Consider the following 16516-nt stretch of genomic DNA (forward strand, 5'->3'; position numbering starts at 1 on the left):
ATGGCGACTCCGGTTCCGCTACCGCTTGGAAGACGGTGATATTTCCGCTTCTCCTCGAGCGAGCGGATCAAGCTTCGAATCTCGGATTCCGGTATGCCGTCAAGCTCAAACTTCAGCTCCAGCCAATCGGTCCGCTCATCGATGTCCACTTTCAATTTCGGCGCAGCATGCTCCCGGAATATTCGCTCCTTCACGGCTGACGTGGCATATACCGTAAGCAGCTTCTCCAGCTCGGGAACGATATGGTGCAGAAAATCAAATTCCGCATCCTCGTCGTTCATATAGTATCCGCCGTCCGTTTTGGCGAAATCGGCCTCCTCCATGAGGCGCAGGATCTGCTGTTCCCGTTCTCCGTCCCGGACGAGAATGGCACCGCGTCCGGCGTTGGTGAATATTTCACGCAGCACGACTGACTCCACCTTGAAATGCTCCTTCAGCGGGAGTTCCCCGCTCAGCTTGTAATAATGCGAGGTATAGGCGTTGTTTTGCAGCGGCTTTACGAGCGAGAACACCGCCATAAATAGGATGACCGTCCACAGCTGCACGCCCATGAACAAGGGGATGACGCCCGCGATGAACCCGATCGCGGCCGCGGCCAGGTAGAAATGGTTCCATTCGGCCCTGCCCCATCTGGCGAGCACCAGACCGGACAGCATCGTCACCCCCAGAAACGCCACGTTCATATAGTTGACGAAGGATTCCTTGGGAACGGCTTGAAACAGCAGAATCGCCGGAATATAGCCAAGAATGCCCTGCGGAAGGCCGAACAGAAACCAGCCCGCCAGTGACCGGCCGAATGCCGGATATTTGCGCATGATCCTGAAGGCGTATTTGAGATAATAGGTCTTATGATGGGTCGCTCGCTTCTTCATTCTAAAGCTGTTTACCGATGCATAGACAAACATGGCGAAAGCAAGCAGGTATACGAACGCGTAACCCTGCATTCCCCCGGACCATTCCACCAGAGCGCCGGCTGCGGCCGGACCGGCAAGCATGGACAGGTTGGTAATCGTCAGATTGACCCCGAGGTAGCGATGGCGGTTGTCATGATCGGTTACATCATTGATTAGCGTAAAATGACCCAGCCAGTAAAAGGCAGTCGATATTCCTTTTAATAGGGCAAACCCGACATAATAATCGGCCATCCGTTCGCCCGCGATCAGAATGCCAAGATAGAACAAGGCTGTCAATCCGATTCCGAGCCGATATGCCAGCAGCCGATCTTTCAGCTTGGCCAGCTTGCCAATATATACGGAAGCTGCCGGGGCGGCAGCGAGCGTAATCAGATTAAACATGCCGTTTACCCATAGATCATTCGTGAGCCGCCACAAATACAGGTTGACGAGAATCGCCGCAAGGGCATTGCCGAATTGATAAATGCCATGATTGAATAGAGTAACGCCCGCTTCCCTTGAAAGGCGTCTTCGTTCGCTGCCCGGCCGAGCGCTTCCCTGCTACCGTGTCCTATTCATCCGCTGCAATTCGATGGAATCGGGGACTAAATGTCGCTGCCTGAAGCGGAGAGGCAGGAAGCCCGCCGAGCTCGCGGAGCGTGTAGCGGATCAGGATGGCCTGGGTACCCGCATTCATATCTCCTTCGGCCTCTCCCCGGCCGAGGGGGACCGGAACCGGCATGTCCGGGTAGCTCTCCCCCGGCTTGACCTGGGCGACGTTCGGTGCCGGCGGCGAGTGATGCAGCTCTCGAGAGAAGCCGCCGTCCGCACGTTTGAGCCTCGCCATATTCCACAGCGTAATTTCCGCGATTTCCACCATTTCATCCTCGGGAATATCCATGTTCATCGATGACAGAAGACTGATTGGATTGCGGATATAGCACATATCCTCCGCCCTTTCGGTTCGCAGAATATGCAGCAGCGAGCGGTATAATTCCGGGACGCGCGGCAGCGGGATCCGAAACCGGTTATAAAACGTCAACAGCTTAAACGTGCCGGATATGCGGACATAGGGCGCGCCTTCGCCCCATAAGCCTGTATCCGGATCCTGAATTTCGGCAAAATACGATAACGCCTCTTGGAGACACGTCTCCCGCTTCTCCGAAGGCATTTGCAGCAGGTACGGCGCCGAGTTGCACAGCCTGTCGCACCCGCGCCAGCTGTTCACCAGACTGATTGAGCGCAGCCACTCGCGATATGCGGTCGGGCTGCGGCAATAATCCGGTGCCGCCTCTTCGGAGCCCCCCGCTCCGGGCAGCGGATAGATCGGGGCTGCACCGAGCTTACGGAGGGAGCCGATGCTGTAGCCGAGCGCACGTCCTACCATGACCTCATCTCGTCTCATATCCGGATTCGCATCATAGAAATAGCCCGTAACGGGATCCTGCTTCGACTGAAAGAATTGAATCATGCGCCCCCTCACGTCCTCTGTCAAACCCGCTGTAAGGCCGCAGCGTTCGATAATGCCAAGCGCCTGAGCCGTCGATTCGATGTCCGGGGTGAACCCGGGCGAGTTCCGGGAGCTCCGGGCATAATAAAAGCCGCCCGACTCGGGATCATATTGTCCCTCAAGCCATTCGAAGAAGCCTTCGAAGAGCCCGTCCCCGCTCTCTAAAATGTCCTGTAACCGCTGCATGCCGCCACCTCCTCCCCTCATTGTCCGGCTGTCCATGCTTCTGCTTCATACGAAAAGTTTCGAAAGATTGCCTTGCCGGCCCCAGCGACATCCAGCCCGATCCGCAGGCTTTGGAAGCCGCCGAGCGTATTATGATGCATGCCCGACACTTCTACCGTCTTGTCGTATCGGAACCATTCCGCTCCATCAGAGCTATAGTAAAAAGACACGATATGCTCGTCATTGACGATGCGCAGAAATGCATGCCCTCCTCTGGTCGGGATGACCGCGTAGCTTTTGAACGACCGGAAATGCCGGACCCCCTCAGCGCTGATCCCGATGCCCAGATAGGCCGATTCGTTGTAATATAGCAGCAGCCGGCCCTCGGCGGCCCCTTCCACGGCAATTTCCACCTGTGCCGTATACCGCTCGTGTCCCGGCATGAAGAAGAGCGGCGAACGTTCCATTCCCTCGGCCGGCCCCTCCGCCGTCAGGCCTTCATTCCCGGCGCGAAATCTGCACGATGGCGCGCAGCCCTCGCACTGCCAGTGCACTCCGAGCTCCGCCCCGTTCAGCGAATCGCGGAACACCGCTTGCGGCGGCAAAGGGCTCACGCCCCTGCCCATGCCGGCTGCTCGAAACCAGCCGTCAGCGGTCCATTCGACGCGCTCCAGCAGGGTCTGGCGGCCCAGCGTATGGTAACCGTTCCTGTACGCGTGGTAGACCATCCACCATTCGCCGTCAGGCGTATCAATCAAAGAGGCGTGGCCCTTGGACCACCAAGGCTCTTCCTTCGACCACGTGCGGACGATCGGATTATAGGGGGAATGCTCCCATGGACCCCATGGCGTTCTCGATCTCGACGAAACGGCCATGTGACTGGTCGGCGGTCCTGCCGTTCCGCCAACCGCCACCGTCAAGTAATAATAGCCGTTATGGCGGGTCACCTTCGGCCCCTCCAGACTGTAGGCCTCCACAACCCAATCCTTCGGATACCTCCAGCCGTCATACACATGCTTGACATCGCCGGTGACCGACAGCCCGTCGTCCGACAATGCCGCGAACGCTCCGCCGGACATGTGCAAATACCTTTTGCCGTCCGGTGCCACCGTATGTCCGGGATCGATGCCGCGAATCCCGAGACTGACCGGCTCGCTCCAAGGCCCTGCCGGGTCAGAGGCGGTAACGACCCAATTGGTTCCGCCTGCAGGATAATAGATATAGAAGCTATCGTTATGCATCACGAAATCCGGCGCCCATACATCCCCTGCATACCGGGTGAGGGCTGCGCCGACGCGGCGCCAATTCCGCATATCCCGCGAGTGCCAGATGATAAGCCCCGGGGTCAGCTTATACGATGAATGGGTCATATAGTAATCGTCGCCGACCCGGATGATCGAAGGGTCGGCATAGTTGCCCGCGATGATCGGGGCATACATCCCCGCATCCGTGTCCCGGAACACGGAATCCTCGTGAACGGGATCTCGGGTTACAGAGTCCTGGAGCACGACATCCTGGCCGGATGCATCGCCCAGCTCCGAACGGGCCGGCCTGTTAAGGCCATACCCCTCACCGTGCGATTCTGCTTCTGCATGCGACATTTTTCCCCACCTCTTCTATCCCTTGATGGAACCAAGCAGCGCCCCTTTGGCAAAGTGCTTCTGCAGGAACGGATATACGCATAATATCGGGAGCGTCGCCACAACGATGACCGCCATCTTCACCGTTTGCTCCGGCGGACGAACGATGTCCTCCATGCCGGAGGTATCCGCCGCCAAGCCGCTGGCCAGGATGACGATTTGCCGCAGGATGACCTGCACCGGCCATTTGGCCGCATCGTTTAAATACAAAATCGCCTGCATGTACGTATTCCAATACGTAACGGCATAGAACAACGAGATGGTAGCAATGGCCGGCATCGACAAAGGGATGACGATCCGGAACAGGATCCCCCAATCGCCCGCCCCGTCAATCTTCGCGGATTCCTCCAGCCCCTCCGGCAAATTTTGAAAGAAGTTTCGCATGATAATCAGGTTAAAGGCATTGATGGCGGACGGCACGATCAGCGCGGCATACGAATCGATCATCCCCAGCTCCTTAACGACGAGAAACGTTGGAATCATGCCTCCGCTGAACAGCATCGTAAACAGCACCATGAACATAATGAAATTCCGGCCGTCCAGATCCTTGCGGGATAAGCCGTATGCCATCAGGCAGGTGAGCAGCATGCTGAACAGCGTGCCGAAGAATGTGACGCCCACGGATACGCCAAGCGATTTGAACACGGTATTGGTTGAAAAAATATATTTGTAGGCATCAAGCGACCATACGGTTGGAAAGAGGACGAACTGCTTCTGCGCCAGCTCCGTCACCGTCGTGAACGAACCGGCGATGACGTGGATGAAAGGCAAAATCGTAACCAGCCCGATGATCAGCAGCAGCGTATAGTTGACGAAATCGAAGATGCGGCTCGAGATCGTTTTATCTTGGACCATAGCGATCAACCTTTCTCGTATTAGTAGATTCCTTCTTCTCCGGCCTTTTTGGCCAGCCAATTCGCCAGCATGACCAAGATCAGGCCGATCAGCGATTTGAAAAATCCAACCGCTGTGCTGAAGCTGAATTGTCCCTGCTTAAGACCGGCCGTATACACATACGTATCGAATATCTCCGCCACATCCCGATTCATCGAGTTCAGGAGGAGATAGATATGTTCGAACCCAAGCTCCAGTACGTCCCCGATTTTCAGGATCAGCAGGACGACGATCACGCTGCGGATCGAAGGGAGCGTTATATGCCACATTTGCCGAAAACGGCTGGCGCCGTCGATCCGGGATGCTTCGTACAAGCCGGGATCGATCGCGGCCATGGCAGCCAGATAGATGATCGTACCCCACCCGGCCTCCCGCCATATCACCTGGACGATATACATCGGTCTGAACCAATCGCTGCTCATCAAGAAGTTAATCTTGTCGAATCCGGCCATGACCAGCAGCTCGTTGATGATCCCGCGGTCCATGGACAGCATAACGAACGAAATGGATACGATAATGACCCAGGACATGAAATGGGGAATGTAGACCAAGGTTTGGATAAACCGCTTAAACACCTCGCGCCGCACTTCATTCAGCATGAGGGCAAGAATGATCGGCACCGGAAAATAAAACAGCAGATTCATAAAAAACAGCAGCAGCGTATTGCGCAAAATCGTAAAGAACATCGGCTCGGTAAACAGCCGCTCGAAATGCTTGAGCCCGACCCACGGGCTGTCCATCACGCCGAGATAGGCCTGGTAATCCTGAAATGCGATAATCAATCCCGACATCGGAATGTACTTGAAGATCAAAAAGTATAAAAATCCGGGAACAATCATGAGATAGATCGCCCGGTTCTTCCAAATCCTTCTCATTCGTCCGGAATCCGGCTTCGTCTTGGCGTCTTTGCCCATTCCGGCCTGCACGGCGGTTTCGCTCATGACTTCGACTTCCTTTCTGTCCCCGGTTTAAACGGGAGACTGCATGATCTGCAGTCTCCCTGCTCCGGGATGGTGGCATGCTTCGTTATTTGGATGCTTCATAGGATGCGTTGTATTCGTCGATAATTTGCTGTCCGCCGCTCTTAAGCCAATTATCGATAACGGACTGGAAGCCCGCTTCATCAATATCGCCCAGCATGAATTGGTAGGTGCCGTCTTTAATCATTTCCTGCAGCTGGACGCCCTTCTCATTAAACGTTTTGGAATCCAGCGCAGCTGACGGATCCTCGATCAAGTAGTCGTTATTCTCTACGATCAATTGCTCCGATTTCGCCTTGACCGGGAGGATGTGCTTCGCTTCCAGGAAGCCTTCAACCGTCAACGGTCCTCCAACCTGCATGGCCTGGTAAGGCTTGACTTCGCGGTCGGTCAGCTTCGTGTCCTCCGAAGGAACGACCTTGCCGTCTTCCAGCTTATGATGCTCGCCCTCGATGCCCCAATAAATGAGGTTTCCGAGCTCCGTGCTCATCAGCTGATCCATGAAGGCAAGCACGTCTTTCAGCTCCTCTTCGGATTTGATCGCGGTTTTCGGGAAGAGGATCACCGAGCCGTATCCCGGAACGGACCAGATGCCGAAGCCGTTAGGTCCGCCCTCGATCTTGTTCTGCACGTCCAGCTCGGCATTCGGGTTAACCTCCACCACTTTCGGATGCAGGCTGGACACATCGCCCATCGCACCGATGTATACCCCGGCCTTGCCGGTAATCAGCAGATTCTGCTGGTCCGTCTTGCTCGTCACCGGGAAGTCCTGATTGATCAATCCTTCCTGATGAAGCTTCCTGAAAAATTTCATCGTTTCCATATACTCCGGGAACATGAATTCAGGTGCGAGCTTGCCGTCCTTCTCTCCCCAGTTGTTCGGCGTGCCGAACCAGGAGCTGATCGTTTTGAAGGCGCCGTAAATGAGGTCGTTCCGATCCGTCAGCGGAATCGTATCGTCCTTGCCGTTGCCGTCCGGATCATTCTCCTTGAACTGCTTCAGCATATTGTAAAATTCGTCGATCGTCGTTGGCGTGCTGAGCCCGAGCTTGTCAGCCCAGTCCTTGCGGTAAATAATGCCCTGCCTGGAGAGCGGAACCTCGCGGTATAGCGCATAAATTTTGCCGTCCACGGCCGTATTCTTCAAGACATCCGGTTTCAGCCTGCTGAGATTCGGGTATTGGTCCAGCAGAGGTCCGATCTCCCAGAATTGGCCGTTTCGGATCGCATCCCGCATATTGACGAGGGAAGCCGCATTCTTTAGATAGGTAACCTGAGGCAGCGTTCCTGTCGCCAGGGAAGCATTTACCTTTTCGTCATACGTTCCGTCCGGCACCCACTGGATCTCCAGGTTCGTGTTCGTTTTTTCCTCGATGATTTTCTCAATTTTGTCCGAAGGCACTTCCGGCGTGTGGAGGTTGGCCATGATGGAGATGGACACCGGACCCTTCGCTTGTTCGCCGCCTGCAGGCGCTTCGCCGCTCTGACCGCCTGTCGCTGTGGAGCCGCCGCCGCAGCCTGCCAATACCGCTAAAGCGGTTACAATTGCCAGTATGGTACTGGCTTGTTTCTTTTTCATCATTTTGACCTCCATTTTTAAAATTTCGATTTGGGCTGGCATGAACAGCTTAACGGAGGGATGGCGGGTACGCATATAATCCCGGGATTGGGTGTGCGGCTTGCACGGCTGGGATTGCGCTGCAGAAGCGCCATCAAATCTAATGATTATGCTGTCAACGCCTGCATCGATTGAGCCGGAGCGAATGCCGGAAGCTGCCAGGCTATGCGAGGGGCTCACGGGCAAGCAGTGATTACTTCCGCATTTGCACATTACGTCTGGACGCTCCTTCCAGAAAAACGCAAAAAAAAACCGCCAGGGCATTTACTCCCTAACGGTAGTTCTCATGATTATATTGCGGAATCGAGTTATACAGCGGAGTCGAACTCCGGTACGATTCGTTAAACTCTCTGATGATCTCTTCCCCGCCCTCTTCCAGCCAGCGCTCGACCTGCGCTTCATACCCCGCTTCATCGATCATCCCGAGAATGAACTGATAGGTCGCATCACGCATGCTCTCTTCCAGCCTGACGCCGATCTCATTATATCGGACGGACTCAAGCGGAACGGTCGGATCGTTGATTAGAAAGTTCTCATTGTCAAGAATGAGGCGCTCCGCCTTGTCCTTAGCCTCGTTCTTGTTCACCGGTTGAAGCATGCCGTCGATGGTGCTTGAACCTCCGATCATGAGCGCTTGATACGGCTTCACGTCCTTCTCCCGCAGGTTGTACGAATCCACGGCCATGGCTTTACCGTCCTGAACCGTATAATGCTCGCCTTCGATTCCCCAATACATGTAATTGGCCAGCTCGGCGCTCATTAGTTCATTGTAGAAGGCCAGCACTTCCTTCAATTCCGCCTCGGTCGGGATCGCGGACTTGGGAAACAGGACGACCGTGCCGTATCCCTGCGTAGCCCAAACCCCGTATCCGTTCGGCCCCCGCACCCGGTTATGGACATCCAGCACCGCATCCGGGTCATTGGCCTTCAGCTTCGCTTCCAGAGACAGCACATCGCTCATCGCCCCTACATACACGCCCGCCTTACCGGTAATGAAGAGCTCCTGCTGGTCCTTCTTGCTCGTTATCGGAAAATCGCGATTGATCAGCCCCTCTTCATGCAGCTTGCGGAAAAACTTCATCGTCTCCATATATTTGGGAAAACGGAACTCGGGCTGCAGGGAATCCTGATACCAGCCCCAATTGTTCGGCGTTCCAAAATAGGAGCTGATGGTCTTGAATGCTCCGTAAATCAGGTCATTGCGGTCCGTGAGCCCGATCGTATCATCGAGTCCGTTACCGTCCGGGTCGTCATATGTAAACCTTTTCAACATTTCATACAGCTCTTCCAGCGTCCCGGGCGCTGACAGCCCAAGTCGGTCCGCCCAGTCCTTCCGGTAAATGATCCCCTGCCTAGACAGCGCGCGTTCTTGATAGAGGCTGTATAATTTGCCGTCCACCGACGTATTCTTGAGCACCTCCGGCTTCAATGCGCTCAAATTCGGATAGCTGTCCAGGTATGGCCCGATCTCCCAAAACAAACCGCTGCGGATCTCATCCTTAAAATAAGACAGAGAGGCTGCATTCTTTAAATACAGCACCTTCGGCAACGTTCCTGTCGCAATCGAGGCATAGACTTTTTCATCATAGCTGCCGTCCGGTACCCATTGAATGCTCAGCTGCGTCCCCGTTCTCTCCTCGATGATTTTCTCGATCGTATCCGATGGAACTTCTGCCGTATGCAGATTAGCCATTATCGAAATATGGGGCCGGTGGTTCTCCGAAGCATTGGTCGGCCCGCTTGTCCAAACCCGTGATAAGCCGACGCAGGCAGCCATCAGCGCCAGCATGATCAAGGGCAGCAAAACATAACGCTTGATACGGATACTCACAGCACGACAACCTCCGTTTCCCGACATCCTTGTAGACAGATTACCGAAATCCATTCTATTATGCAGTTGTATTCAGACGTGAAGCTTCCAACATCAAATGCAAGGATTATTCCCTAGGAAATGATTATTGAACGGGATCGGTAGAACCCATACAATGATTATACACTTTGTTAAACAGGAGAGTGTACCTATTGCATCCAAAAAATAGTCTTTATTCTAAAATGGTCCTGTTCGGCTGCATCATCAGTATCATTCCGCTCCTGGCCCTCGGGTTCTTCTCGTTTATGAAATCGTCGGGATCGGTTCAGAACCATGTCAATACGAGCAATATCCAGCTCATGAATCAGACGAACAGCAATCTGGAGCAGGTGCTGAGGACCGTGGACTATACTCTGAATTACGTCATCAACTCCAATATTTTGCAGGGTGCCCTTTACCGACCCTTATCCTATTACGACTTTCAGCTGTATAACAAGCTTAAGGAAGAGCTCAGCCTCCTCCAATCCCCGGAGACGAGGGTCACCGATGTCATCCTGGCTAATACGACCACGAACTGGCTGATCAATAACCGGGGAATGTACAAATTTAATGAATACGCTTCCAAAGAAACACTGCTGTCCCTCATGGATATGCAGGGCAGCTCCAACTGGGTCATGCTTGACACCGAATCGCTCGGCTCAAGCGATACCCTCAGCTATGCCTGCCCGTACACGATTGCTCTTGTCAAAAAAATGCCCATGTCTACCTCGTCCGCCCGGGGCATCGCCCTAGCCACAATCCCGAGCTGCAGTCTTGCCGCTATGATGGACAGCCCCTCGCCTTCCAGAGAGGTCATGGTGCTTGATCACAACTACCGAATCGTGGTGCATCCGGATCAGGGAAAGGTCGGCCAAGCCCTGACCGAGACCGGGTACAACAAGGAAGAGCTTGATCGCTTCGACAGCAAAAGCGGGCAGTTCGAAACCCGAATTGATAACAAGCCGATCTCCGTTACCTATGTGAAATCGGATTTTAACGGCTGGCTGTACGCTTCCTTTACTGAAATGTCGGCGGTGACCAAGGAATCCCGCTCCATCGGCTGGTTCACGCTGTATATTTGCCTGCTGATGATCGGGCTCAGCATTCTGCTGGTATGGCTCGGTTCCCGAAGAGTATACTCGCCGATCCGCCTCATCCTGCAGGGCATCGCCGAGCGCCTCCCGGATCTCCAGGCTAATAAAAAGAACGAGCTTCAGATTATCGATGAGCATATCCGGGATATGTTCAATTCGAACACCCAGCTTCGGAACGAGCTGCGCCAGAACAGCCAGCAGGTGCGAACCTTTTTTCTGCACAAGCTGTTTCTCGGCAGAATCAGCCCGCCTGAAGCAGAGGAGCAGATCGCGTTGTTCGGCTTCCAGGAGCAGGTCGCGCAGTGGGAGCATCTCGCCGTCTTCACGCTCCAGATCGATACGCTCGACGATACCCGGTACGAGCGCAAGGATTCGGATCTGCTCCTGTTTGCCATCAATAATATGATGGAAGAGATGATCCCATCGATGTATCGTTTCCCGCCCGTCATTATCGACCAGACCCAGGTAACGCTGATCGGACGGGGCGGAATCTCGCTGGAGGCATTCAATGATTATATCTACAAGCTGTCGGAGGAGATCCAGCGGACGACCCGCAGCTTCCTCGATCTGGAGGTCAGCATCGGCATCAGCCTTCCGTATAAGACGTTGATGAAGACGTCCCGCGCTTACCAGGAAGGAATGGAAGCCTTAAAGCACCGGATCAAGCTCGGTACCGGCGTCATCATCCCTTATTTCAGCGTGAATTCAGGCAAGCATACCCGGGTCTACTTCTATCCGATGCAGGTAGAGAACGAGCTGATCGACGCCATTAAGCTGGCGGAGGAAGAGCGTGCGCTTGAGCTCCTCAAGCAGTGGCTCGCCGAGGTATTTCAGAAGGACCGCACGCCGCATGAATACCAAATCTCATTGATTCGGCTGTTGAATGACCTGATGATCGTGATGCAGGAGAACGGCATCGTGCTGGAGCAGCCCGACTTTGGTAACAGCTCCCTGGTTGAGGAGCTGCTGTCGCTGTATACCGGACCGGATATTGAAGGCTGGTTCAAAACCCGTGTCATACGCCCGATGGTGAAGGTGTTCCGCGATCGCCAAGATTCCCAATATCAAAATCTGTCCGAGCAGATCATCGAGATCATCCGCAATGAATTCGACCGCAACATTACGCTGGAGGAATGCGCCTCCCGCTTGCATTACAACAATTTTTACTTAAGCAGCGTGTTCAAGAAAGAAACGAATATGTCGTTTAGCGAATATCTGTCGCAGTACCGGTTCAAAATGTCCAAGAAGTGGCTGGTGGAGACCGACATGCCGATCAAGGACATCGCCGAGAAGCTGAGCTACAACAATTCGCAGAACTTTATCCGCTCCTTCCGCAAACTGGAAGGGATGACGCCGGGTCAATACCGGGCCAAATATAAGGGAGTGGAGGGATGAACGGAACAGCCTTGGGGCTGGCTTCATCCCTCCTTCTTTACTTCGATTCGGGCAATTACGAGTCTGAAAACGGACTCCAAGGAGCTCCCTGCTCGAAGATGCGGCCTAGCGTATATTGATCGGCTTGTTCATCCGGCAGCGTGCCCGACCAGGATACCCGGTGCTGCCGGTCTGCTCCGGGACCGCGGCAACCGTATTCCACATAGGTCACGGTTGCTTCGCTCTCCGGCTTGTTCCAGTTGTCCCAGCCTTCGGCTCGAATATGCGCTCCCATCCAGCAGTCGATCCATGCCACCTTCGCGTGATTGCGCCATGGCCTGCCTAAATACACGGAGCCCGCGGGCGCATCGCCCGTCAGCCTGCACCGGATAAACACATAGCCGTACGGGCTGCTTTCCGGCGTGGATGCGGCCGTAATCCAGCCGTTAATCTCCGGATGCCGCTCCACGTTAGGGAGATTGTCCGCGGTCAGACGGTTGCGGGAGAAGATTTCGCAGTCCGTAAATACGGCTGTCGCCGAGCCAAAGATAAAATCGACGTCCCCCTCGATATAACAGCCGTCATACCACTGGCGCCCGACTGCCTTACGCAGACCGTCCCGGGGTCCTCCGAAGCTGCCCCGCTTCAGCGGTTTATCCGGCAGCGGACCGGTAAACAGCGTATCCTGATGTCCGATCAGGCGGCAATTCCGGAACCGGATGCGGTCGCCGTCCACATAGGCGGCCAGCGCCTGTCCGACAAGCTCGCCCCGGCCGGCGTCATTTCTTACCGTCATGTTCTCGACCGTCAGATCGTCCGCTCCGAACAAAGCGGTGTAGGAGTTAAAGGTGTGGTACGGACTGCCGTCAGGGAACGTCTTTCTGGCGTAGTCGTCATATGTAATGATGGTTCCTTCGGCACTTTCCCCTACGAGATAAAGAAAGGGCTTCTCAATATGGAGCTTCTCCTTATACACGCCATCGCGGATATGGATGACGGTTCGTTGCTCAGCCGTTCCGCTCGGCGCATGGTCCACGGCTTCCTGAATGCTGCGATAATCCCCGCTTCCATCGGGCGCTACCGTAATCAGGCGCTGCTTCTCTTGTTCCGGCAATATCCTCATGCTCTTGCCCTCCCCTGACATTTTCAATCACCCCGTATCCCTCCGTCGCAAACCGTTATTCCCTTCCCTAAATGGTTTTCTCGGGGGAAATTCTCGATATCGTTATCATTTATATTCTAATTATCGATATCCTTATCATAGTAGAGATTCGTGCATTCCGCATACAATCCCTGGATAAGCCCATGTCCTGACACCCGAATGAACCCCTGTGCCGCGGAGCCCAAATCTAATGATTATTCCTAAAAACACATCAGATTACCAAAAAAGGTCACCTCCGTCCGGTACTTTTCAGCCGGCTGTGCTTCTACAATGAAAATAGTATTCTTTAAAAGCTGGACGATGTCCATCCAACCAAAGGAGATCTATGCCATGAACCGAGAAATGCAGGCCGATATCGTTATTCTCGGGGGCGGAACAGGCGGAACGGCCGCCGCCCTCGCCGCCGCCAAATCCGGAAAAACCGTCATCATAACCGAGGAAACCACATGGATCGGCGGGCAGCTGACTAGCCAGGCCGTCCCCCCGGACGAACATCCGTGGATCGAGTCATTCGGATGCACCCGAAGCTATCGACAGTTTCGTGAAGGTGTCCGGCAGTACTACCGGGATCATTTCCCGATGACTCCCAAGGCAAGAGCTACGGTGAATCTCAATCCGGGCAGCGGCATCGTCAGCCGGCTGTGCCACGAGCCCCGCACCGCGCTGGCCGTGCTGCACCAAATGCTGGCGCCTTACGTTCACAGCGGCAAAATCAAGATTCTGTACAAATCGGTAGCCGAACAGGCTGAAGTTGACGGCGACCAGGTGAAGAGTGTAACGGTCAAGCTGCTTGAGACCGGGGATCGCATCATCCTTCAAGCCCCTTATTTCATCGATGCAACAGAGCTCGGGGACCTGCTTCCGCTGGCCGGAATCGAGTATGTGACCGGAGCCGAATCCGTGGAGCAGACCGGCGAGCCCCATGCGGTGAACGGAGAAGCGCTGCCGCAGGATATGCAAGGCTTCACCTATTGCTTCGCCGTGGATTACTTGGAGGGCGAAGACCATACGATCGAAAAACCGCAAATGTATGATTTCTGGCGTCAGTACAAGCCGGATTTCTGGCCGGACCGTCTGCTCAGTCTGACAGCGGTAAAGCCCTCCACGAACGAGCCGGTCGATTATGAAATATTTCCTGGTCACGGCAAATTCCCGCTGTATCAATACCGTCAGATCCTGGACCCGGGGCACTTCGCGGAAGGGACCTTCGACACCTCGGTATCGCTCGTCAACTGGCCGCAGAATGATTACTGGCTTGGATCCATTATCGACGTTCCCGAGGAAGAGGCGGCACGCCATTTAAACGAGGCGAAGCAGCTGAGTCTGTCCCTCCTGTACTGGCTTCAGACGGAGGCGCCGCGGCCGGACGGAGGGCAAGGCTATCCGGGACTGCGTCTACGTCCGGATGTTGTCGGCACGGAGGATGGCATGGCGATGTATCCGTATATCCGGGAATCCAGACGCATTCAGGCCGAATTTACCGTCCTGGAGCAGCATGTGGCCACCGATTCCAGGCCAAGCGGAACGGCGGAAGAGTTCCATGATTCCGTTGGCATCGGCTGCTACCGGATTGACCTTCATCCAAGCACGGGCAATCGCCCGTATATTGACATCTCGTCCTTGCCGTTTCAAATTCCGCTCGGCAGCCTGATCCCGAAACGGGTGACCAATGTGCTGGCCGCCAGCAAGAACATCGGTGTTACCCACATTACGAACGGCTGCTATCGCCTTCACCCTGTAGAATGGAACATCGGGGAAGCTGCCGGCTACTGCGTCAGCTATTGCCTGGATCACGGCCTCCTCCCTACGAACGTACGCAACAACGAGGAAACGCTGGCCGATTTCCAGCAAAGGCTGACGAGTGAAGGAATCGAGCTGAAATGGCCGGCGCTGCGCCCGGTATAAGGAATTCGGTGTAAGGAATTGTTGGTGAAAACACGTAGAGCTGGTGCTCAAGGTTTTATTGAATGCGAATTGAGTAACTTGGAGCTTTGAAAGCAAAAAAAGCGTGGAACTAAGGCACGGGATAGAGTCTTGGTTCCACGCTATTTTAATTTGAACTACCGCTTTTTCTTTAGCTTTTTTAAGACCTACCGGCCCTACCACTTTCCCCTTAATTTTATCTGTAGGTAATGGGCCGAACAACTGCTATCATTGCTGCCGAACCTATCATCTCCTGCAAGAGAATGATCTGACCTGAATCTGACTCAGTTTGGTTACTGTACGAATCATTGACCTGGTCAAGGCGCACAGAATTCTTATAAGCTTTCATTCCATTGACGGGGGGATATCCCACAAAATAATATACAACTATATACCCGAAGGTGGGATCACGTATGGATATGACAGTCGTATTGGAGCAAGCCGTCGAATTATTTGTCCATGAGCTGGGCGACAATCTGGCCGGGGTTTATTTGCATGGATCCTTGGCTATGGGCTGCTTCAACCCGGCAAAAAGCGATGTGGACCTGCTGCTCGTGGTGCATCAAACATGTTCAAAGGAGCAATGGAAGCGGCTAGCCAAACGAATCATCGCTTTTCAAGACAATCTTCTGAGCGGGCGGGGGCTTGAGCTGAGCGCCGTGCTTGCATCGAGCATCCGGGACTTCGTCTATCCGCCGCCATTTGAATTTCATTACTCGGACTTTCACCGCGAGAAATATATCGCCGATGAGAATCACTTCTGCGGCGGATTCGGCGACCCCGATCTGGCCGCTCATTACACGGTGATATACCATCGGGGACGGACCTTGTACGGCATGCCGATTCGCGAGATGTTCAGGCCGATCGACCGGACATATGTTGTACAAGCGCTCCTCCATGATGTTCGCGAAGCCGTACAGGAAATTAACAAATCTCCGCTGTACTATACGCTCAATCTGTGCCGGGTGCTGCACTACCTCCAAGAGGGTGTCGTCTCGTCCAAACAGGAAGGTGGTAAATGGGGCTTGGACATACTTCCCCCGGAGTACCGCCCCATCGTGAAGCATGCGCTTCACGAATACGCTGGTGCAAATGACGCTTTTGTGATCGATAATGCCGGGCTTGTTGGCTTCGCCGAGTACATGCTCGGCGAAATTACCCTCGCCGTCGAAGGCGGATCGTCCACTGGGCTAGAGCGTTGAGCTGCAGGCTGCACATTTGGGATGATCCGTTTTATGACGCGATCCAATACGGAGCGGAGAATCATGATGCGACGGTTCGTACCAGCGATCGGGTTACGACCTGTAGCCTTGCTGTAATGTAATGCTGTAGGGTAATACATAGCGGTTACATGTTGTACTTGACTGGTTACGCGTTGATTCGTTCGCATTGACTCGTTAATGCGTTGGGTCGT

The 16516-nt window shown here is 54.3% G+C and carries 10 protein-coding genes and 2 pseudogenes; 3 read left to right on the forward strand and 9 right to left on the reverse strand.

Annotated elements, in window-relative coordinates; genetic code table 11:
- Positions 1–17: 17 nt before the first annotated feature.
- The 8 genes and pseudogenes from BBD41_RS30620 to BBD41_RS06605 form a co-directional block, all read right to left on the reverse strand.
- Positions 18–383: pseudogene (locus BBD41_RS30620) on the reverse strand (SNF2 helicase associated domain-containing protein); the annotation flags it as partial.
- A gap of 90 nt (positions 384–473) precedes the next feature.
- A pseudogene (locus BBD41_RS30625) lies at positions 474–1295 on the reverse strand (MFS transporter); the annotation flags it as partial.
- A gap of 169 nt (positions 1296–1464) precedes the next feature.
- Entirely contained in the window at positions 1465–2589 is a 1125-nt protein-coding gene (locus BBD41_RS06580; RefSeq protein WP_099477065.1) for a hypothetical protein, read from the reverse strand.
- Positions 2590–2606: 17 nt separating this feature from the next.
- Positions 2607–4169 (reverse strand): family 43 glycosylhydrolase, encoded by a 1563-nt coding sequence (locus BBD41_RS06585; RefSeq protein ID WP_237087021.1) that lies wholly within the window; start codon positions 4167–4169, stop codon positions 2607–2609.
- Between the two features lie 15 nt (positions 4170–4184).
- Positions 4185–5063, reverse strand: a complete 879-nt coding sequence (locus BBD41_RS06590) for a carbohydrate ABC transporter permease (protein ID WP_077564836.1) — start codon at positions 5061–5063, stop codon at positions 4185–4187.
- A 20-nt stretch (positions 5064–5083) separates the two neighbouring features.
- Complete coding sequence (locus BBD41_RS06595; protein WP_099477066.1) at positions 5084–6043, reverse strand: ABC transporter permease; 960 nt, start codon at positions 6041–6043, stop codon at positions 5084–5086.
- Between the two features lie 85 nt (positions 6044–6128).
- A complete protein-coding gene (locus tag BBD41_RS06600; RefSeq protein ID WP_099480491.1) occupies positions 6129–7661 on the reverse strand; it encodes an extracellular solute-binding protein in 1533 nt (510 codons plus the stop codon).
- A 310-nt stretch (positions 7662–7971) separates the two neighbouring features.
- Positions 7972–9489 (reverse strand): extracellular solute-binding protein, encoded by a 1518-nt coding sequence (locus BBD41_RS06605; RefSeq protein ID WP_418304248.1) that lies wholly within the window; start codon positions 9487–9489, stop codon positions 7972–7974.
- A gap of 233 nt (positions 9490–9722) precedes the next feature.
- Between BBD41_RS06605 and BBD41_RS06610 the strand changes: the two genes are divergently transcribed.
- On the forward strand, positions 9723–12038 hold the full coding sequence (locus BBD41_RS06610) for a helix-turn-helix domain-containing protein (protein ID WP_206098291.1): 2316 nt from the start codon (positions 9723–9725) through the stop codon (positions 12036–12038).
- A 55-nt stretch (positions 12039–12093) separates the two neighbouring features.
- Here the strand turns inward: BBD41_RS06610 and BBD41_RS06615 are convergent, their stop codons facing one another.
- Positions 12094–13140 (reverse strand): pectinesterase family protein, encoded by a 1047-nt coding sequence (locus BBD41_RS06615; RefSeq protein WP_077564834.1) that lies wholly within the window; start codon positions 13138–13140, stop codon positions 12094–12096.
- Positions 13141–13509: 369 nt separating this feature from the next.
- Between BBD41_RS06615 and BBD41_RS06620 the strand changes: the two genes are divergently transcribed.
- On the forward strand, positions 13510–15084 hold the full coding sequence (locus tag BBD41_RS06620) for an FAD-dependent oxidoreductase (protein ID WP_099477069.1): 1575 nt from the start codon (positions 13510–13512) through the stop codon (positions 15082–15084).
- Between the two features lie 431 nt (positions 15085–15515).
- Entirely contained in the window at positions 15516–16304 is a 789-nt protein-coding gene (locus BBD41_RS06625; protein WP_077564832.1) for an aminoglycoside adenylyltransferase domain-containing protein, read from the forward strand.
- Positions 16305–16516: the final 212 nt, after the last annotated feature.

This window comes from Paenibacillus ihbetae (assembly GCF_002741055.1).
GTDB classification, from domain to species: Bacteria; Bacillota; Bacilli; order Paenibacillales; family Paenibacillaceae; genus Paenibacillus_AQ; species Paenibacillus_AQ ihbetae.